At 71.2% G+C, this 19,664-nt stretch carries 13 protein-coding genes; 3 read left to right on the forward strand and 10 right to left on the reverse strand.

Going from position 1 to position 19,664, the window contains the following annotated elements:
- Positions 1–91: 91 nt before the first annotated feature.
- The 7 genes from Pph01_RS28700 to Pph01_RS28730 form a co-directional block, all read right to left on the reverse strand.
- Positions 92–1,855 carry a substrate-binding and VWA domain-containing protein gene (locus Pph01_RS28700; RefSeq protein ID WP_204076273.1) on the reverse strand — a complete coding sequence of 588 codons (1,764 nt, stop codon included), beginning with the start codon at positions 1,853–1,855 and terminating at the stop codon, positions 92–94.
- A gap of 221 nt (positions 1,856–2,076) precedes the next feature.
- Positions 2,077–4,716 (reverse strand): bifunctional FO biosynthesis protein CofGH, encoded by a 2,640-nt coding sequence (locus Pph01_RS28705; protein ID WP_239117083.1) that lies wholly within the window; start codon positions 4,714–4,716, stop codon positions 2,077–2,079.
- 103 nt (positions 4,717–4,819) lie between these two features.
- Entirely contained in the window at positions 4,820–5,512 is a 693-nt protein-coding gene (locus Pph01_RS28710) for a DNA-3-methyladenine glycosylase family protein (RefSeq protein WP_239117084.1), read from the reverse strand.
- Positions 5,513–5,862: 350 nt separating this feature from the next.
- Positions 5,863–6,966, reverse strand: a complete 1,104-nt coding sequence (gene manB / locus Pph01_RS28715) for a mannose-1-phosphate guanylyltransferase (protein WP_239117085.1) — start codon at positions 6,964–6,966, stop codon at positions 5,863–5,865.
- Positions 6,967–6,981: 15 nt separating this feature from the next.
- A complete protein-coding gene (locus Pph01_RS28720; RefSeq protein ID WP_239117086.1) occupies positions 6,982–8,109 on the reverse strand; it encodes a glycosyltransferase family 4 protein in 1,128 nt (375 codons plus the stop codon).
- Between the two features lie 261 nt (positions 8,110–8,370).
- Complete coding sequence (locus tag Pph01_RS28725; protein WP_204076275.1) at positions 8,371–9,300, reverse strand: lysylphosphatidylglycerol synthase transmembrane domain-containing protein; 930 nt, start codon at positions 9,298–9,300, stop codon at positions 8,371–8,373.
- The gene (locus Pph01_RS28730) at positions 9,297–10,157 is read right to left on the reverse strand and encodes a class I SAM-dependent methyltransferase (RefSeq protein ID WP_204076276.1); all 861 of its coding nucleotides are present in this window, start codon (positions 10,155–10,157) and stop codon (positions 9,297–9,299) included. The genes Pph01_RS28725 and Pph01_RS28730 overlap by 4 nt, the downstream gene beginning before the upstream one ends.
- Positions 10,158–10,283: 126 nt before the next feature.
- On the opposite strand from Pph01_RS28730, the gene Pph01_RS28735 reads away from it, so the two are divergent.
- Positions 10,284–11,270, forward strand: a complete 987-nt coding sequence (locus Pph01_RS28735; protein WP_204076277.1) for a lysylphosphatidylglycerol synthase transmembrane domain-containing protein — start codon at positions 10,284–10,286, stop codon at positions 11,268–11,270.
- Here the strand turns inward: Pph01_RS28735 and Pph01_RS28740 are convergent.
- From Pph01_RS28740 to Pph01_RS28750, 3 genes are all read right to left on the reverse strand, one after another.
- Positions 11,263–12,342 (reverse strand): glycosyltransferase family 4 protein, encoded by a 1,080-nt coding sequence (locus Pph01_RS28740; RefSeq protein WP_204076278.1) that lies wholly within the window; start codon positions 12,340–12,342, stop codon positions 11,263–11,265. The two genes, Pph01_RS28735 and Pph01_RS28740, sit on opposite strands and share 8 nt — an antisense overlap.
- 13 nt (positions 12,343–12,355) lie before the next feature.
- A complete protein-coding gene (locus Pph01_RS28745) occupies positions 12,356–13,255 on the reverse strand; it encodes a glycosyltransferase family 2 protein (protein ID WP_204076279.1) in 900 nt (299 codons plus the stop codon).
- A 108-nt stretch (positions 13,256–13,363) separates the two neighbouring features.
- Complete coding sequence (locus Pph01_RS28750; RefSeq protein WP_239117088.1) at positions 13,364–15,583, reverse strand: hypothetical protein; 2,220 nt, start codon at positions 15,581–15,583, stop codon at positions 13,364–13,366.
- 91 nt (positions 15,584–15,674) lie between these two features.
- On the opposite strand from Pph01_RS28750, the gene Pph01_RS28755 reads away from it, so the two are divergent.
- Positions 15,675–17,147: a phospholipid carrier-dependent glycosyltransferase gene (locus Pph01_RS28755; protein WP_204076322.1), complete on the forward strand. Its 1,473-nt coding sequence runs from the start codon at positions 15,675–15,677 to the stop codon at positions 17,145–17,147.
- Positions 17,148–17,408: 261 nt separating this feature from the next.
- Positions 17,409–19,394, forward strand: coding sequence for an LCP family protein (locus Pph01_RS28760; protein WP_239117089.1), 1,986 nt, complete (start codon positions 17,409–17,411; stop codon positions 19,392–19,394).
- Positions 19,395–19,664: the final 270 nt, after the last annotated feature.

A 19,664-nucleotide genomic window follows, 5' to 3' on the forward strand; every position in this document is an offset into this window, starting at 1 on the left:
GCGTCAGGTGATCAGCGTGGAGGGGCACGTCATGCTGGAATCAAAGTGATCGCGCTCAATCCATACTGACAGCGATGAACCACACCAACGATCACGGCGACGGCCGACAGGTCGGGTGGCACAGGCGCCGGGCCAGGGCGGAGACGAACACGTCGATGATCTGGCCCGGCTCCCGCGCGACGTAGAGCTGGCCGTTGGTCACCGAGACGATCTCGTTCAGCGCCCCCTGGTCGGCGCCCTCGCCGAACGCGACCACGATGACCTGGACGGGCCGGTCCGGATTCCACTCCTCTCGCAGCGTCTCGACGAGCCGCTCGCGGGAGACTCCCTTCCCGTCGTCGTGGCCGGCGGTCAGCAGGAGCAGCGAGTTGTTCATCAGCGGGTCGTAACCCTCGGACACCGAGCGGAAGCCCTGGAGGATCGCGTCGTAGAGCGAGCTCGACCTGTGGGCCGAGGCCGTGGTCGCCTGGACCCTTCGCAGCAGCTCGGTCCGCCGGATCTCCTGGCCGCTCGCCGGCTCCGTGATCGGGCCGAGGCTGACGAGTTCACGCTCGTCCCTGTCACCGTCGAGGTCCCTGGCGAACTCCCACAGCCCGAGATCGGTCCCGTCGGGGAACAACTGCAACCCGACCGTGGCGGCCTCCACCGCGACGTCGTGCCGTGTGCTGCCGCCCTCCCGGATGGGTTCCGCGGTCTCCTTGGACGCGTCGGTGAGGACGAGGATCCGGCTCGGCGGGGCCAGGCGGCTCCAGGCGTCCAGCGCCTCGTCGATGACCTCGGGCGTGATCGACGGCCGGGGCTTGGGCTGCTCCACCGGGATGTCGGTGCCCGGCCAGTACGGAGGCTCCTGCCCGTCCGCGGTCCGGAAGCCGTCGTGCCGCATCTCCTCCTGGACGGCGGGCGTGCGCAACCACTGTGCGAAGAGCCGGGAACCCTCGGCCCTGTCGCCGTCCGCCGCCGTCACCACGTACGGGTAGTCGAGGTCGATCGTGCCCTCGGTGGGCTGGAGGGCGGCCACGGGTTCGATCGTGACGTCACGGTTGTGCGCCCAGACCGTCTGCTCGGGGACGATCGCGACGGGTCGGCTCCACAGGCCCGAGTCGCCCACCGCGGCCAGCGTGCTCCTGTAGTCCGGAGCCGACCCGGCCTGGGCCATCCGGACGAAGGCGGTGAGGTCCTTGTCCGCCTGCTCCCCCGTCCCCACGAGGTCGCGGGCGGCGGCGACGGTCGCGATGCCGGCCCCGGACGTCGACGGATCGGGGATCCGCACGATGTCCGGCTCGTCCTCGGTCGGCTGCAACCGCCCGTGGACGGTGGCCGGGAAGACCATGTTCCAGCTCATCGCCGTACGGCCCGCCGCGAACTTCCTGGCGAGCGCCCGCGTGGTCGCGAACACCAGCGGCGAGGTGGCGACGACGGTCTCCCCGTCCGCGAGGTCCCTGGCCCCCTGCTTGCGGGCGAGCCGCACCCAGGCGGACGAGTCGGCGACCCAGCCGTCCGGCCGACTGGAGAGCACGCCGGCGCGCTCGCCGATGAGCGTCCGCAGGACCGGCGCGGGGGGCTGCTCGGCCACCTGGACCCGCACGCAACGGCCGTCCACTCCCGCGTTCGACGCGTTGAACCCGTCAGCGGCCTCCATCACGGGGGGTGCGACGTCGACCGCCGACGCCACGCTGACGATGATCGGATCCCGTGCGGAGCACGCTCCCCCCGACTTGTCCACGACGGCGTAGACCGCTCCCGCCAGGACGGCCACGACCGCGACACTCGACACGGAGCCCCGCCACATGGCCTGCCGGCGGCGCCGTTCGGCGGTGAAGCCGGTGCGGTGACGACCGGATCGCACGGTGACCATCCCTCACAACGTCGGTCAAGTTTCCTTACTCGAAGGCATGATTGTGTCAAGCACCACCACATCGGGCGCAAGGGCCATCGACCGGAAACGTAGAACTTGTTATAACCCAGCCGGCCGCGACGCCGTGCCCGGACCGAAAAAGCGATGGGCGCGGCGTCGTCCTGGACTGAGGAGTGAGGGGGCGGGGAACGAGCCTCCGAACGACGAGGGAAGACGACGCCTCAAAGGCGCCCCGAGCCCGCCTCGCGCAGCGAGACCAGGGGGATCGTGCGCCGGACGCTCCCGCACACGCCGTCGCTCCGCCGGGCCGCCTCGACCCGCTCGGCGCCGGGCATGCCGTACGAGGTGGTGCGCTGCCGCAGCGGCCGCCCGGTCGGGGCCACCATCTCGGCGATCTGGCTGATCGTGCGGTAGGACCCGTTCTCCGATCCCGCCATTCGGCTGATCGTCTCCTCCATCAGCGTCCCGCCGAGGTCGTTGACGCCGCCGTCCAGCACCGACCGGCACAGGTCGTCCCTGAGCTTGACCCACGAGCACTGGATGTTCCCGATCGCGCCGTGCAGCATGATCCTCGCCAGCGCGTGGACGGCCCGGTTCTCGCGGGAGGTCGGCCCCGGCCGCGCGATCCCGGCGAGGTAGATCGGGGCGCTGGTGTGGACGAACGGCAACAGGACGAACTCGCTGAAGCCCCCGGTCTCCTCCTGGATCGACCGGATCAGCCTGATGTGCCGCACCCAGTGCTCGTGGGTGTCCACATGGCCGTACATCATGGTCGACGTCGTCGGGATGCCCACCTTGTGGGCGGTCGTGATGACGTCCACCCACTCCCGCGTCGGGAGCTTGCCCTTGGTGAGCACCCATCGCACGTCGTCGTCGAGGATCTCGGCGGCGGTGCCGGGCAGGGAGTCGACTCCGGCCTCCTTCGCCGCGTGCAGCCACTCGGCGATCGACAGGTTCGTACGGCTCGCGCCGTTGATGACCTCCATCGGCGAGAACGCGTGGACGTGCATCTCCGGCGTGCGCTCCTTGACCGCGCGGGCGATGTCGAAGTACGCGGTGCCCGGCAGGTCGGGGTGGATGCCGCCCTGCATGCAGACCTCGGTCGCGCCGGCCTCCCACGCCTCCTGCGCCCGGTCGGCCACCTCGCTCAGCGACAGCGTGTAGGCGTCCGCGTCGGTGCGGCGCTGCGCGAACGCGCAGAACCGGCAGCCGGTGTAACAGACGTTCGTGAAGTTGATGTTGCGGTTGACGACGTAGGTCACGTCGTCCCCCGCCGCCTCCCGCCGCAGGCCGTCCGCGATCCGGGACAACTCGTCCAGGCCCGCGTCGTCGGCCCCGGCCCCCGACGGGTCGCCGGCCAGGTCGAGCAGCGCGAGCGCCTGCTCGTCGGTCAGGCCGGCGGGGTCGCTCTCCGCCTGCCGGAGGGCCTCCCGCACGGTCCCGTCCACCCGTCCCGTACGGCTCTCGCGCGGCAGGCGCTCGCGCAGCGCGTCCCAGTCGCCGTAGACGTTGTCGAAGTCGTCACGGCGGTCGTTCGTCCGTCCTTCGGAGTCGATGGCCGTGTGCAGGTCCGACCGGCCCGATGTGCGCAGACCGCCCTCGAAGCCGCCGTCGGGCTCCTGCCACGGGCGCCCCTCGAGCACGGCGTCCGGCCTCGCGAGGCCCGTCTCGGGATCGGCCAGGGCCGCGACGTGCGCGAACAGGCGCGGATCGAGCCAGGGCTCACCCGCGAGCACGTACTCCGGATAGATCGTCAGGCGTTCGCGCAACTCGAACCCGGCGTCGGCGGTCCTGGCGGCGAGGTCGTCGATCTGGGGCCACGGGCGTTCGGGGTTCACGTGGTCGGGCGTCAGCGGGGAGACCCCGCCCCAGTCGTCGATGCCCGCGCGCAGCATCAGCGCGAACTCCTCGCCGATCAGGTTGGGCGGAGCCTGGATGCGCACCTTGGGACCGAGCACGAGACGGGCCACGGCGATCGTGGCGGCCAGCTCGTGGAGGTCGGCGTCCGGCATGCCGCGCATCGCCGTGTCGGGCTTGGCGCGGAAGTTCTGGACAATGACCTCCTGGATCCCCCCGTACTCCCGCGCGACCCGGCGGATCGCGAAGATCGACTCGGCCCTGTCCTCGATGGTCTCCCCGATGCCGATGAGAATGCCCGTGGTGAACGGCACGTTCGACCGTCCGGCGTCCTCGAGCACGCGGAGCCGCACGGCCGGGTCCTTGTCCGGGGAGCCGTAGTGCGCCTGGCCCTTCTCCGTGAACAGCCGTTCCGACGTGGTCTCGAGCATCATCCCCATCGAGGGGGCCACCGGCTTCAGCCGCTGGAGGTCGAGCCAGGTCATCACGCCGGGATTGAGATGCGGGAGCAGCCCCGTCTCCTCGAGCACGCGGATCGCCATCGCGCGGACGTAGGACAGGGTGTCGTCGTAGCCGTGCGCGTCGAGCCACTCGCGCGCCTGGTGCCACCGGTCCTCCGGGCGGTCGCCCAGCGTGAAGAGGGCCTCCTTGCAGCCCATGGCCGCACCCTGACGGGCGATCTCCAGGACCTCGTCCGGCGAGAGGAAGGGGCTGTCGAGCTTGTGCGGCGCGGTGGCGAACGTGCAGTAGCCGCATCGGTCCCGGCACAGCCGCGTCAGCGGGATGAACACCTTCCGGCTGTAGGTGACGATCCCCGGCCGTCCCACCGCCGACAGCCCCGCGTCCCTGATCCGCGAGGCGTGGTCGAGCAGTACCTCGAGGTCCTCGCCACGAGCCTGAAGCAGGATGGCCGCCTCGGCGACGTCGAGCGTCTTGCCGTCCCGGGCACGCGCGAGCGCGCGCCGAGTCCCGCTGTCACCGTGCATGGCCTTGTGTCCCGTCATACGCGCACCCTACGACCCCCTGAGTACGCCGCCTTTACTCAGCCCCCGCCCCAGCGATGATCCCGCCGTGATCATGCACGACTTCGTGGCATACGGCCTCGCGTCAGAACGAGCGGTAGTCGCGGGCGGGCATGCGGGGGCCGCGGGCCGGAGGGCGCAGGCCACTGAGCTCGATCAGCCTCACGACCCGATGGCGGTGGCCGCGGAAGGGCTCGAGGAGTTCGAGCATGCCCGCGTCATCGGTCTTCTCGCCGGTGAACGCCCAGCCGACCATGCCCGGTATATGGAAGTCCCCCACGCTCGGCGCGTCGGGATCACCATGGCTCCGCTGGCGCACCTCAGCCGACGTCCACACCCCGATGCCGGGAAGCGCCCGCAGCAGCCGGTCCGCCTCCGCGGAATCGGGACCGTCGAGAGCGGTCGACTCCAGCTTCTCCGCATGATGGGCGGCGTTGATGATCGTCCTGGCCCGCACGGCCTCGGCCCCCGCCCGATGCCAGTCCCAGGACGGGATCGTGCGCCAGACCTGGGGCGGCGGCATCACCGCCATCCCCTCGGGCGCGGGCCCGGGGGCCGGCTCGCCGTACTTGCGCATGAGCCAGCGCCACGCGCGCCAGGCCTCCCTGCCGACGACCTTCTGCTCCAGCACGGCAGGCACGAGCGCCTCGAACACCCGGAGCGTCCGCCCGATCCGCAGCCCGGGATGCCGAGCGGCCAGGCCGGCGACGAAAGCCGCGGCGTCGGCCTGCGGCGTGGAGGCGAGCGCCCGAGCGAATCCGGAAACATCGTCGTCCACGCCTAAAGCCTGCGGAAGCGTATCCAGCAACCATTCCGCCCCGGGGCCCCATGCCTGGCCGTACACCTCTCCGAGGCGTTCAGCGACACGCAGTGTGCCGGGCCCCTCAGGCGTACGGGACGTCCGCCAGATCGCTCCGTCAGGCGTACGTCGCCACGCGGGGTCGCCTCCCCCTCGCCGATGCGGCGACAGCGTGAGCCCCACGTCGACCGGGGTCGACGGGGTCCACCTGCGTTCCCTGACCCCGGTCACGGCGCCGGCTGACGTCATCGACCTCGCCTCCCTCATCCCAGCATGCCGCCGGCCAGGAGCCGGGGGAACCGGGGCGGCGCCGTCACCGATCGGCATGCTCAGGCGTCGCTCGAGAACCGCACCGAGCACTCGGGCAGGGACACGCCCGGCCAGATGCGCAGGCCCGACGTGAGCTCGTTGCGCTCGCCGATCCGCGCGCCGTCGCCCACGACCACTCCACGCAGAACGGCCCCGGGCGCGACATGCGCCCCGGCGCCGACCACCGAGTCGACCACGACGGCTCCGGCGGCCACGAGGGAGTCGTCGGCGAGCACGCTGCCGCGCACGCTGGCGCCGGCCTCGACCGTCGCGCGGGCGCCGACGACCGTGCCACCCGTCACCTTGGCCTCGGGCGACACCACGGCCCCGTCCAGCAGGAGGCACTCGCCGGCCGCACCGGGAAGGGCCGGAGACGCGAGCCTGCCCTGGACGAGGTCGGCGGAGCCCTGCACGAAGGCGGCCGGCGTGCCGACGTCGAGCCAGTAGGACGCGTCGGCGTAACCGAGCACCAGCTGGCCCGCCTCGATGAGACCGGGGAAGGTCTCCCGCTCCACCGACACGACCTCACCCTGGGGAATCATGTCGATGACCGACCGCTGGAACACGTAACACCCCGCGTTGATCCGGTTGGTCACCGGATTGGGCGTCTTCTCCAGGAACGCGGTCACCACACCGTCCGGGGTGGTCGGCACACAGCCGAACCTGGAGGGGTCCTCAACCTCGGTGAGGTGCAGCGTCACCGCCGCGCCCCGGGAGCGGTGGAAGTCCACCTGGGCCGAGATGTCGTGTCCCGACAGGATGTCGCCGTTCAGGACCAGCACGGGAGCGTCCTGCGGGCAGGTGAGCGCCTCGGCGGCGTTGCGGATGGCGCCCCCGGTGCCCAGCGGCGTCTCCTCCGTCATGTACTCGATCTCGAGCCCGAACGGCGCACCGTCCCCGAACGCCTCGGTGAACATCGAGGCGCGGTAGGACGTGGCGAACACGACCCGGCGCACCCCGTGCGCCCGCGCCTTGGCGAGCTGGTGCGCGAGAAAGGGAACACCTGCGGTGGGAAGCAGTGGTTTGGGCGTGTGCAACGTCAATGGTCGCAGGCGGGTCCCCTGACCCCCCACGAGCAGGATCGCCTCAAGTGGCTCCGGCGACCGCAAAGAACTCTCTCTCACAGCCGCGAGGTTAGCCTAGCTCTCGATCGCCCGCTGGTATGACACGAGATGGGCATCCGCCGATAGCCGCCAGGTGAATTCTTGGGATCTGGCGAAGCCCGCCGACGACAGCGTCTCCCTTCGTTCGGGCTGCTCCAGAAGTGCCCGCAGCGCGTCGCCGATGGCGTCCGCCTCAGGCTCGGTGTAGGCCACGGCGTCGCCTCCGACCTCCGGCAACGAGGTCCTGTGGGTGGTGAGCACCGGCGCCCCGCAGGCCATCGCCTCCAGCACCGGCAGCCCGAAACCCTCGCCCCGGGACGGGAACGCGACGACGAGCGCGCCGCCGAGGAAGCCCGGCAGGTCCGCGAAGGGCAGATAGCCGGGCCGGACGACCCGGATCTTCGCCGGCAGCTCCGCGACGACTGCGTCCACCTCGTCGTCCCAGCTCGGGCCGCCCGCCAGCACCAGCGCGGGCGGCTCGTCCAGATGTCGTACGGCCCTGGCGAAGCCCCTGATCAGGTTGGGGACGTTCTTGCGGGGTTCGATGGCGCCGAGATAGGCGACGTACGGATGTCCGTGGATGCCGAACCGGTCGGCCACCCGCTTGGTCTCGAGCTCGGTCGGCCGGTGGAACAGCGCCGGGTCCACGCCGTGGTAGGCGACGTCGATCCTCGTGGGGTCGGCGGCGAGCACCCTGACCAGCTCGTCTCTCGTGGCCTTGGACGGCACGATCATCCGGGTGGCGTGGCGCACCGCCGTACGGGTGGCAGAGCGGAAGAACGAGGCGTTGACGGTGCCGTGCTGCTCGGCGTCGGTGAAGCAGGTGGCGTCGTGGACGGTCGCCACGGTCGGCAGACCGGACCTGAGCGGTATCGAGTAGAAGGGGGCGTGGATCACGTCGGCGCCCACCTGGCGGGCCAGGACGGGCACGCTGGTCTGCTCCCAGACGAGACGGGCGCCGCGATTGGTGATGGCGGGCGGGCCCGGGAGGATCCGGGCGGATGGGGCGAGCTTGCCGTACCTCTCGGCGTCGGACCGCTGACAGACGACCGCGAGGTCGGCTCCGGCCTGATGGAGGGCGGCGACAAGCCCGTCGACGTACCGGATCAGAGCGCCACGATCGGTGGGAACGGCCGCCGCGTCGACGACCACACGGGGTTTCAAGAAGATCGCTCCCCTCAGCGCGGCTCGCGATCAGGAGTCTCCTGATCGACCTGCCTCTCTGCCAGGTGTCACCCCGGAGAGAAAGGCCTGAGGGCGGGAACTCCCGTCAGCCAACGGGTGCCTCCTTCCCCCGGGCCACCCTTCAGCGTTCACTCTATGGCTGGCTTCCCCGCAACCGTGAGGGATATCACGCGCCTATCCGGGTCACTCTGGGGAAATCAACGGTGAATTCGTACCTGCTACACGAATTGCCAGTGTTGATCAGTGCTTTTCGGCAGGTTGGCCGGTTTGGGGGACCGAACCTCGCGCCGCGGCGCCGGCGAGTGCCGCACACACCAGATCGCCCACCGAGACGATCAGCCGCGAGCACAGCGCCGCCGCGATGGCGGAGCCGCGGTCGAGCACCGGAGCGAGCGCGGCCACCATGGCGACCTCGCGAACGCCCGCCCCGGCCGGGAAGACGATCGCCAGGGTGCCCAGGCACCAGGCCAGCGAGAAGGCTCCGAAGCTGAGGACCACCGCGTCGACCCCCGCGGCGCCGAGGCCGTGGACGATCAGCGCGAGGTGCACGCCGTACGCCGCCCATCCGGTGAGCGCCCAGCCGACGGCGACGAGGATGCCGCGGCGGGTCAGCGGCCGTTCGAGGGGCGGCCTGCGCAGCTTCCTGAGGCCGAAGGCGATCACCGGGTTCACGATCGCCGGGTGGAGGGCGACGACGAGTACGGGGACGAGGAGCAGGAGCCAGGCGTAGCGCGCGACCGAGTCGCCGCCGAGCACGGGGAGCGTGACGACCCCCACGAGCAGGCCGCTCGCCAGATAAATCGGATATGTCAGGAAGAAGGCGGCCGCGCTGCGGGATCGCGGGATGCCGTGGTCACGGCCCATCTCCATCTGGGCGAGCATCACGTGCACCGCCGAGCCGGGGATGTACTTGCCGAGCTGCCCGAGGAAGAAGATCTTGGCCGCGGCGGTGAGCGACAGCGGTGAGCCGAACTCGGAGAGCAGCGAGCGCCACATCATCATCCCCGCGGCCAGTGCCCCGAGGACGGCGACCAGCGCCCCGGCGAGCTCCGGCCACGACAGTCGCGCGAAGCCTTCGGAGACCGCCCCCCACTGCCCCGCGATGCTCCACGCGCCGAAGCCGAGGGCGAGGAGCAGGAACAGCAGCCGTACGGCCTTGCGGCGGTTCATCCCACGCCTGAGGTGCGGACGGGCTCGGGCGGCTGCGGGAGCGCGGCGCCGAGCGGCCGGCCCGGCGTCTTGGTCGCGATCCAGAGGTAGGTGGGGACCACCGGCCGCAGCGCGGCCAGCGCGGGTCGCGGCGTCCGCTCGAGCACGCCCTTGGCCGCGCGGCCCACGGCGCCGGGGAACAGCTCCCCGCCGGCGAACCGGTCCGGCGAGGCGAGCACCGGGAAGGTGTAGTCCCACACATGGAACCCGGAGAGCATCCGGCGCAGCCCGCCCCGCGTGCGGAAACGCTCGTAGTAGTGGTCGGCCCGGCCGAACGCCCGCACGTACCGGTCGGCGGCGGCGGGCGGCAGATACGAGAGGAAGGGCAGCTTGTAGTGCGGCTCCATGACGCCGAGCCGGTTGCCGAGCCCGAGGTAGAGCACGCCGTCGTCGGACAGCACGCGGCGCATGTCCGCGATCACCGAGTCGGGGTCGACCACGTGCTCGTAGATGTGGTTGAAGACGAGCACGTCCACCGATCCGTCGGGGAACGGCAGGGCCTCGCCGTTCGCGCAGACGAACTCGACCCGCTCGCCGAACCTCTCCGACGCCTTCTTGAGGCCGGGGACGTCGATGTCGACGCCGAAGGTCCGGCTCGCTCCCGCGCCCGCGAGCTCGTCGGCGATGAACCCGGCCGAGCAGCCGATGTCGGCCACGGTCAGCCCCGACAGCACACTGCCGGGCTCGGCCGCGTCCCTGCCCAGGTAGTGCGCGAGCACGGCGAGGATCTTCGCGGCCTTGCGGCGCCTCTTGTCCTCGTCGAGCATCGCGCCCTGGAACTCGGAGTACTCCAGCTGGGCGGCACGCTCTCCGCTCACCGGTCGATCACCGCCATCTCCGTCCGTGCCACGGTGCCCAACAGTACCGCCGACGGGCCGCGGGGCCGGTCCCCGTGACCGATGTGGGCCTACCAGCGGGTAGCTTCCACGCCCTACCATCGGCGGATGCCGAGCCACCCCCCGGTAGCCGAGACCGGCTCACCCCCCGCCACCCGGCTGGAGCGGCTGCGGGCCGCGCGCACGCCGAGATTCCTGCTGGTCCTGGTCGCGCTGGGCTTCCTCGTGCGCGGCGTGGCCGGGAACTGGTCCGAGACCTCCGCCGCCCTGTCCCGCCTGTCCTGGTGGACGCCGGCGCTGAGCTTCGCCGCCGTCATGGCCGGCCTGGGGTTCATGCTCCTCGCCTGGCGCGAGATCCTCTCGGGCCTCGGATCCCCGTTGCCGCCGGGGGTGGCGGCCCGGGTGATGTTCGTCGGCCAGCTCGGCAAGTACGTCCCCGGAGGAGTCTGGGCGTTCGCCGCGATGATCGAGCTGGCCCGCGACCACGGCGCCCCACCCCGGCGCACGTTCAGCGCGACCGCGCTCGGCCTGGTGACCTCGCTCGGCTGCGCGCTCGCCCTCGCCGCGGCCACGCTCTCCGGCCAGATCCTCGAGGACGGCTGGTACCTGGTGGCCCTCATCCCGATCATCGTGGTCGGGCTCCACCCGCGAGTGATGACCTGGGGGCTGAACCTGGCGCTGCGGATCGCCAGGAAGGAGCCGCTCGACCAGACGCTGGGCGGGGCGCACATGGCCAGGGCCGCCGGTTGGACCGTGATCGGCTGGCTGGTGTACGGCGTGCACCTGTGGGTCCTGGTGGCCGGCATGCGGCCGGGCGGCGCGTCCCTCTACGCGGTCGCCGCCGGGGCGTACGCGCTCGCCTGGGCGACGGGCATCCTGACGGTCGTCGTGCCCGCGGGGATCGGCGTGCGTGAGGGCGCGATGGTCATCGCGCTGGCGCCGGTCCTGGACGCTCCGAGGGCCCTGGTCGTGGCCGTGGTGTCCCGGGTGGCGTTCACGCTCGCCGACGTCGCCTGGGCGGCCCTCGGCATGATCCTGCACAGGCTCGCCCGTACCTCGTCCGACGTCACCGCCGGTCAGGCTCCCGTCAGATGACGGCGGCGAGGAGGGTGCCGAGATAGACGGCCCAGAACGGGTCGGGGTCGACCGCCTTGACGCCGCCCCGCAGCCGCGCGGGCGTGCCCGGCTCGTAGAAGCGCTTGAGCGCCTCGGCCAGCGCGCCCACCGAGCCCGGCTCGACGAGCAGCCCGTCCACGCCGTCGTTCACGTTGTCCGCCAGCGCCCCCACCCGGGTGGCGATCACCGGGACCCCGTGCTCGTGGCCCAGCCACACGTTCTGGCTGGCGGTCGCGGAGCGATAGGGCAGCACGAGGGCGTCCGCCTCGGCGAACAGCCCCGTGACGTCCTCCGCCGCGACGTACCCCGGGCGCAGGTCGACGCGGTCCGTCAGCCCCAGCTCGGCGATCAGCGCCCTGGTCTCCTCCAGCCCGCCCCAGAACTCGCCCGCGACCGTCAGGGCGACGCCCGGAGTCTGCGCCAGGGCCCGGAGCAGCAGGTCGAGCCCCTTGTACGGCCGGACGATGCCGAAGAACAGCAGCCTGCCGTACGGCTCGGGCCCCGCGGAGGCCCCGGCCGCGCGGGCGGGCAGGTGCGGAGCGAGGCCGGCCACCCGCACCGGGGCCGAGGTCAGCCCGCGGGCCATGCCGGCCTGCTCCTCGGAGTGGACGAGGACTTCGTCCACCCTGCCGAGCAGGGCCTTCATCAGCGGCCGGTCGTACGGCTTGCGCTCGTGCGGCAGCACGTTGTGGCACAGTGCGACGACCCTGGCCCTGCGGCGCAGGCCGTACAGGATGCCGAGGTAGGCGGGCACCTGCACAGGGCTGAGGACGGCGAGGACGACGAGGTCGAAGCCCCGCAGCCGTCTGCCGCAGCCGATCCATCCGTCGGGCCTGCGCCAGTCGAGCCTGCGCAGGGTGTCCGGGTACGGCTCGCCCTCCGGCGCGTCGATCGTCTGCTGCCCCGGGTAGAGGAAGCCCGGATACTGCGCCCGCCACGACTCGATCACGACCTCGTGGCCCTCGGCGCGCAGCCTGCGGGCCAGCTCGGTCGTGTGGTGGGCGCCGCCGCCCTTGTACGGATACGTCGGGCCGACGATGGCGATCCTCATCGACGCGGGCCGCCTACTCGCCCCGGGACCGGACGATGAGGTCGGCCAGGAGCGCGAGCGACCCGATCAGCAGGCCGGACAGGAAGATCACAATGGTGTTGCTGGTCAGGTAGAAGCCGTAGCGCACGACGTCGTACACGCCCTTGACCAGCCCGATGCCGACCAGCCAGAGCGCCGGGGGCATGAGCACCTTGAGGGGATTGAAGTACATGACCATCCGCAGAACCTGCAGGATGTAGCGGTAGGCGTCGGAGACGAAGCTGAACTTCGACTTGCCGGCCCGCTTGGCGTACTCGATCGGCAGGTAGTGGACGTCGTGCTGGTTCGACAGGAACGCCAGCGTGATCGTGGTGACGCAGGAGAACCCGGGCGGCAGCAGCCGCAGGTACGGCTTGGCGACCGACTTGCGGAACGCCCGCAGACCCGAGTTGAGGTCGGGGATCCGCTGCCCGGCGAGCCGCTCGGCGACCTTGCGGATGAACCACTTGGCGGGCACCCGCAGTAACTTGTGCGAGCCCTCCTCGGTGGTCCTGGCACCGACCACCTGGTCGACGGTGTGGTCCTTCTCGAGGATCTGGACCAGCTCGGGGATCCGCTCGTTGGGATAGGTCATGTCCGCGTCGGTCCACACGACGATCTCGCCGCGGGCCTCCTGGGAGCCGATCCTGCGGACCGTGCCCGAACCGCCGTTGCGGTGGAACGCCTTGATCCGCATGTTCGGATAGTTCGGCGCCGCCTCCTGCAGACGGGCGAGGGTCTGGTCGCTCGAACAGTCGTCCACGGCCACGAGCTCGTAGGTGTAACCGCTCGCGTCCATGGCCGCGCAGATGCGCTCGACCTCGTCGACCACGTGATCCTGCTCGTTGTAGCACGGCAGGACGATCGTCACGTAAGGGTTCTCCGCGGTAGTCACAGCGCTTCCAAAGTCTCGGGCGTGGTCACGTCCGGTTAGGGTACTCTGCCCAGCCGAATCGCGACCCAACATCTCCGACTCCTACGGCCCGCGGAGGAGCCCTCCGGATCAGGCCGGCATGGTCATCCAGACGTCGATCGTGAGCGACCAGGTGCCGTTGGGCGGGTCCACGAGGGAGCGCTCGTCCTGGCGGCTGCGCAGTTTGAGCACCTGCGTCGGCGGGCCGTACGGCCAGAGCTGGCCGGGCTCGGCGGCGAGCAGCACGGGGAGGCGCCCCGTCCCCCTGACCTTGTCCACCAGGCGCTCGATGTCGGAGTGCAGGGGCACGTCGCTGTGCTGGGGATAGGCCACCCGGGCGGTCGGCACGCCGCACACGCCCCGGACGAGCTGGGTGATGCGATCACCCGTCGCCCGTTCGACGATCAGCACGGACGCGTTCGGCGGGATCGCGGCGCACAGTCCCTTCACGGCGGCGGCCTCGCCCCTGTCCACGGGGGTGAAGGCGGTCCCGATGGAGGTGATCGCCGCCGGCACGACCAGCAGCACCGCTCCCGCGGCCACCAGCAGGCGTGAGCCGTACCCCCAGCGATGCGCCCGGCGCCGGACCCAGCGCAGCCCCCACACCGCGAGCAGGATCATCCCCGGGATCACGATCGGCACCAGCCGCCTCGACGCCCACGGGTGGTCGGGCGTGATCGCGGGCCGCCAGAGCGTCGTCACCGTCGTCCAGCCGATGATCGCCAGAGGCAGGAGCCAGCCGAACTCCCTCCCCTTGGCCATCCGCCGTGCGAGCACGGCCGTGGCGAGCGTGGCGAGCACGACGACGGGAACGCCGACGTACCAGACCACCCACCACAGCGAGTCCTCGTAGTAGAGCCGGGTCTGGTCGATCGGCAGGTGGTTGACCTGCTGTGTCTTCCCGATGAAGTTCGCTGTCAGCTGGTCCTCCGGCGTCACCGCGACGCGGCGCACGGTCTGCACCCACGGCCGTACGGCCAGGCCCGCGACGACGAGCACGACGAGACCCGCGGCGACGTCCGGCAACCGGCGGGCGAGCCGTCCGCCGGAGAGCGCGCCCACCCGTCCCGCGATCCACGGCGCCAGCGCCGCCGCCACGACGGTGAGCACGAGCACCGCCGCGCAGATGGCGATCAGGGGCTTGAGCGAGCCGGACAGATAGCCGAGATAGGGACGGGCGATCGTGAGGCAGGCGGCGAACCCCAGCCCGGCGCCGGCCGCGAGCCCCAGGAGCAGAGGCGGTCCGAGCTTCCCTTCGGGGGCGCGCTCCTTCATGGCGTCACGGGCGCGTGACAGCCGGGCCAGGGCTATGAGCAGGCCGGCGTAGGCCAGCACCGGCAGCACGTCTCTGAGCCCGTCGACGCGGACGAGCACCGTCAGCCCGAACGCCAGGCCCGCGAACGCCGCCATCAGGCGGGCGCCGCCGGGCTGCGCCCTGCGCGCCGTCTCCACGGGCGTCGCCGACGCGAGGAAACCGAGGCCGAGGAGGCCCGCGCGCAGGCGGAAGCGGGCGTCGAGCAGCAGGCTCATGGCCCCGAGAATCAGGATCAGCGACGGGATCTCGCTGAACGTGGTCCGGGACGTGTACAGCACCGGCATGCTCACGGCGAAGGCCAGTGCGGCCAGGGGCGCCCAGCGGGCGCCGACGAGACGGGCCGCGGTCCCCCCGACGGTCAGCACGGCGAGGGCCCCGAGGATCGGCGGCACGAGCACGAGCCCGGAGACGCCGCCGAGCCAGTAGCCGATCGCGTGGATCATCGGCGGCCCGGCCATGAACTGCGGGACGATCCCGCCGTCCCACGCGTAGAAGCCCATGCTCACGAACCGCAGGGCGGGATCGGAACCGCCGAAGTCACCCAGGGGGATCGGCAGCGAGCCGTGCCGGGCCAGCCAGACTGCGTACTGCGCGTAGGTGGCGGGGTCACGCCGGACGATCAGCTGCTCGCCGTGGAGGAGCCCGTTGAAGATCCCCGAAGCGGCCGCGATGCCGAGGACGGCCACCGTGGGCCACGCCCCCGACTCCACCACCTCAGGCAGACGGCGCAGGCCGTACCAGCAGAAGACGAGGGCGAGCCCGCCGCCGGCGAGCACCATGGGCAGCGGCCTGAACCAGCCGAGCAGCAGCAGCGGCAGCCCCGCCACCAGCCATCCGCTCAGCGCGAGCGCGGGCATGGCGGAGGCGACGGCGAGCGTCCGGCCCGCCGATGGCCATGTCGTCCGCCAACGGGCGAGATCGAGAGCGTTCTTCGGAATGAGGCGAGCGTAGCCGTCCCGCCCGGCGATCGCCCTCCGCGGCGGCAATCTGATCATGCGACGCCGCGCGGGCGCAGGTCACGACCGGCCCCCGGGAGCCGGTAACGTACGCGGGAGACCTCCGGCAGCGGGAGTGGGCGTGGCGCAGATGGGGCGCATCGCGGCGTGGACCCGGCGACACGGGTGGTTTCTCCCGGTGTTCGCGCTGGGGTCGGCGCTCCGGATCGTGACGATGGCCGGCTACCGGCCGGCGCTCTGGTTCCCCGACTCCTACACCTATGTCGTGACGGCCATGCGCCCGCGGCCCGACCTGGTCCGCCCGGCCGGCTACTCGATGTTCCTCCGCCTGCTCGAGCCGTTCCACAGCTTCGCCGTCGTCACCCTGGTGCAGCACCTGACCGGGCTGCTCGCCGGCGTCCTGATCTACGTGACCGTGTGGCGGATGGGCGGGAGGGCCTGGGTGGCGGCCCTGGCCTCGGTCCCGGTTCTTCTCGACGCCTACCAGATCCAGCTGGAACACCTGCTGGTCTCCGACTCCCTGTTCACCCTGCTCGTCGTCGCGGCCGGCTGCCTCGTCGCGCGCGGTCCGGCCGTCTCCCCGCGTACGGCTCTCGCCCTGGGCCTCCTCCTGGCCGCCGCGACGCTGACCAGGACCGTCGGCCTGCCGCTGATCGCGGTGTTCGGGCTCTACGTGCTCTGGCGCGGGCTCCGCGAGGGCGGCTGGAGACGGCTGCCGCGTACGCTCGGCGCCTTCCTCCTGGCCGCCGTCGTGCCCATCGGCGCGTACGGCGGCTGGTTCTACGCCACCTACCACCGGGTGGGCCTGGTGGGGTCCAACGGGGTGTTCCTCTACTCCCGGACCATGATGTTCGCGGACTGCGCCGTGATGAAGCCTCCCCCGGACCTGGCGGTCCTGTGCGACCCGCGCCCGCCGTCGGCTCGCCCTTCGCCTCCGGACTACATCTGGAACCCGGAGTCGCCTCTGGCCAGGCAGCCCGGCATCACGTTCTCGCGGGCGAACGACGCCCTCGCCAACCGGTTCGGCATGCTCGCCATCAGGAGCCAGCCGCTGGACTTCGCCGGGTCGGCGCTGACCGAGTTCGCCCGGTCCTTCACCCTCGGCAGGCCCGTCTACCCGGACAGGGCGACCTACGAGTCCTACGAGTTCCCCGTCACGCCCCCGCCGCCTCCCGACAGGGATCCGGCGATCACGGGGGCCGCGTTCGCCGAGCAGTACGAACAGGGGCCGCTCACCGTGACGATCGCCGAGCCGTACGCGGGATGGATGCGGGCCTACCAGGATGTGGCCTACCTTCCCGGGGCGTTCCTGCTCATCCTGCTGCTCGTGCCGCCTGCCGCCGCCCTGTCGCGGCTGCGCCCCCGCGGACGGCGTGGACCCACGGGCGACGGCGGGTCCCTGGCCGCCTGGGCCGTCTGGCTGACCGCGGTGGCCCTGCTGGCGGCGCCCGCCGCCACGGCGGCGTTCGACTACCGGTACGTCCTGCCCGCGACTCCGCTCGCGTGCCTGGCCGCCGCCCTGGCCGTCAATCGGGCGCTCAGCGGCCCCCGCGAGACGCCTCCTGAGCCCGTCGAGATGCGCAACGATCAGGCCGTTTTGTGAAATCCCAGTAAACCCGGAGTTTGCTGCATACCCTGAAATGTCCTGGTTTTAGTATGCTCGGCCCTCACACCATTCCGGTGCGGAGCACCGCGATCAGGGCTAACGACTCACCCGATCGGGGCGCCTTGTGTGCTTCCGTGACCTAATCTCGGAGCGCGACAAAGTGATCGCCTTACAAGGAGGACACGTGTGTAGGCGAAGCAGTAGTCCCTCCCGCTGTTCGCCCGCCGGTCCGATGGTCGACCCGGCGAAGGAGGCCCTGTGAGCGATCGTCGTCGCGTCTCCCCCGGCGACCCGACGCCCCCCTCCGGTGACCAGAGGGTCTGGGGCGATCCTCGTGGCGGCCAGGATCACTTCGGCCAGGAGTCGTACGGCTTCGGCGCCGGCTCGTTCGAGGCCGACGGCCGCGGTTCGGGCTTCTTCGGATCCGATTCCTACGGCGACGACTCGTTCGGCGCCGACTCCTTTGAGAAGGCTCCGCGCGGCCGGCGCTCCGACGACGTGCCCGCCGCCAGGGACGCGTACGACGACCTCTACGAGGACGAGGCCCCCAAGCGGGGCCGTCGGCGCGGACGTGTGGAAGAGGACGAGTTCGCGTCCGCCGGCGTCGGCGCCCGGTCCGGCCGCGCACGCGGCAGAGGACGCGGCGGCGATTCGGCCGAACCCGCGCTCGCGACGGGATACGGGGGCGGCTCGGACGGCTTCGAACCGCCGGACGGCAAGTCCGGCGACGACGCGAAGCGCCGCCTCGGCGTGGTCGGGTGGGTCAGCATCGTGCTCACGAGCCTCCTGGTCCTCGGCACGCTGACCGCGTACAAGGTCTACCGGGACACGTTCGGCCTCATCAAGCGCGGGGCCTCCACCGACGACCTCGACAAGAACCGCCCCGTCAACCAGACCGGCGCGATCAACGTGCTTCTGGTGGGGTCGGACTCCCGGGCCGGGGACAACAAGAAGTACGGCCAGAAGCTCGTCAACGACGGCGAGCGCACCGACACGATCATGCTCCTGCACGTGGCTCCCAACCGCGACGGCGCGACGCTGGTCAGCTTCCCCCGCGACTCCATGGTGACGATCCCCGAGTGCCACAACGTCAATACGAAGGCCGTCAACCCGGCGCACGAGGGGATGATCAACTCGGCGTTCAACGACGGCGGAATGATCTGTACGCGACGGACCATCGAGACCCTCACCGGGATCCACGTCGACCACTACGTGAAGGTCGACTTCACCGGCTTCAAGAACATCGTCAACGCCCTCGACGGCATCCAGATCTGCCTGCCCCAGGCCGTCAACGACAAGGACTCGAAGCTGAACCTGCCCGCCGGCAAGCAGATCGTGAAGGGTGAGGCGGCTCTCGCCTACGTCCGGCTCCGCCACATCGGCAACGGCAGCGACATCGAACGGATCAGGCGCCAGCAGGTCTTCATCTCGCAGGTCGTCAAGAAGGCGACCAGCAGCGCGATGCTCACCGACGTCGGCAAGCTGAACGACTTCATCAAGGCCACCGCCGAGTCCGTGACGATGGACGACGCGCTCAACGCGGGAGAGATCCTGCAGATCGCGCAGAGCGCGCAGAAGCTGAAGGCGAGCGGTTTCAAGGCCACCACGGTGCCGTGGGAGCCGTACACCGCCGACCCCAACCGGGTGCAGTGGAAGCAGCCCGACGCGAACAACCTGTTCAACGCGATCAAGGGTGACACCGTGGTCGCCAGCGCCACGCCGAGCCCCGCCAAGGCCCCCGCGACCACCGGCGGCACGAGCACCGGCGGCACGGGCACCGGCGCGACCGGCGGCACCACCGGCACGCCGGCGGACGCCCCCGTCACCAAGCCCCAGCAGGTGAGGGTGGCCGTGTACAACGGCACCGACACCGGGGGCAAGGGCAAGGAGGTCGCGGACGAGCTCACCGCACAGGGCTTCAAGGTCGTGAGCATCGGCAACGCCACGAAGGCGGGCGGCGGCGACCAGCCGAAGACCCTGGTCCGCTACGAGGGCGCGGGCGCGGCCTCCACCAAGATCCTCACCGAGAAACTGCTCAACGAGGTGACCCCGGAGATCGGCAACGTCACGGCGAACGGCCCGTCGACCAAGTACACCCCGTCCACGCCTCCCCCGGGCCCGAAGGCCAAGGCGAGCGGCCCGACGATCTCATTGGTCGTCGGCGCCGACTGGAAGGGCATCCGCATCCCGCTCAAGGTGGGCACCGACGCGGTCACGTCCAAGACCAACATCTGCGCCGGCTGACGAGGGCTCGCCGGGCGGGACACCACCCGCCCGGCGAGTTTCCTTGACCACTCCAGTCAACCGGTGTCAGATGGGTCACGTTTCAGCTCGTGCGCGACATCCGATCCGGGGGACGTTAAGGTAAAGAACCGGTGAACGCGCCCTGTTCACCCATTCGGCTGATCCGCTAGGGCGCCTTCGCTAATGTCCGACACGGGCCGCGCGCCGCGGATCTCCAGGATCCGCCCCGCATGAGCAACCGCCGATCCCCCGACAGATAGCAGAGCGTTT

Source organism: Planotetraspora phitsanulokensis (assembly GCF_016863295.1).
GTDB classification, from domain to species: Bacteria; Actinomycetota; Actinomycetes; order Streptosporangiales; family Streptosporangiaceae; genus Planotetraspora; species Planotetraspora phitsanulokensis.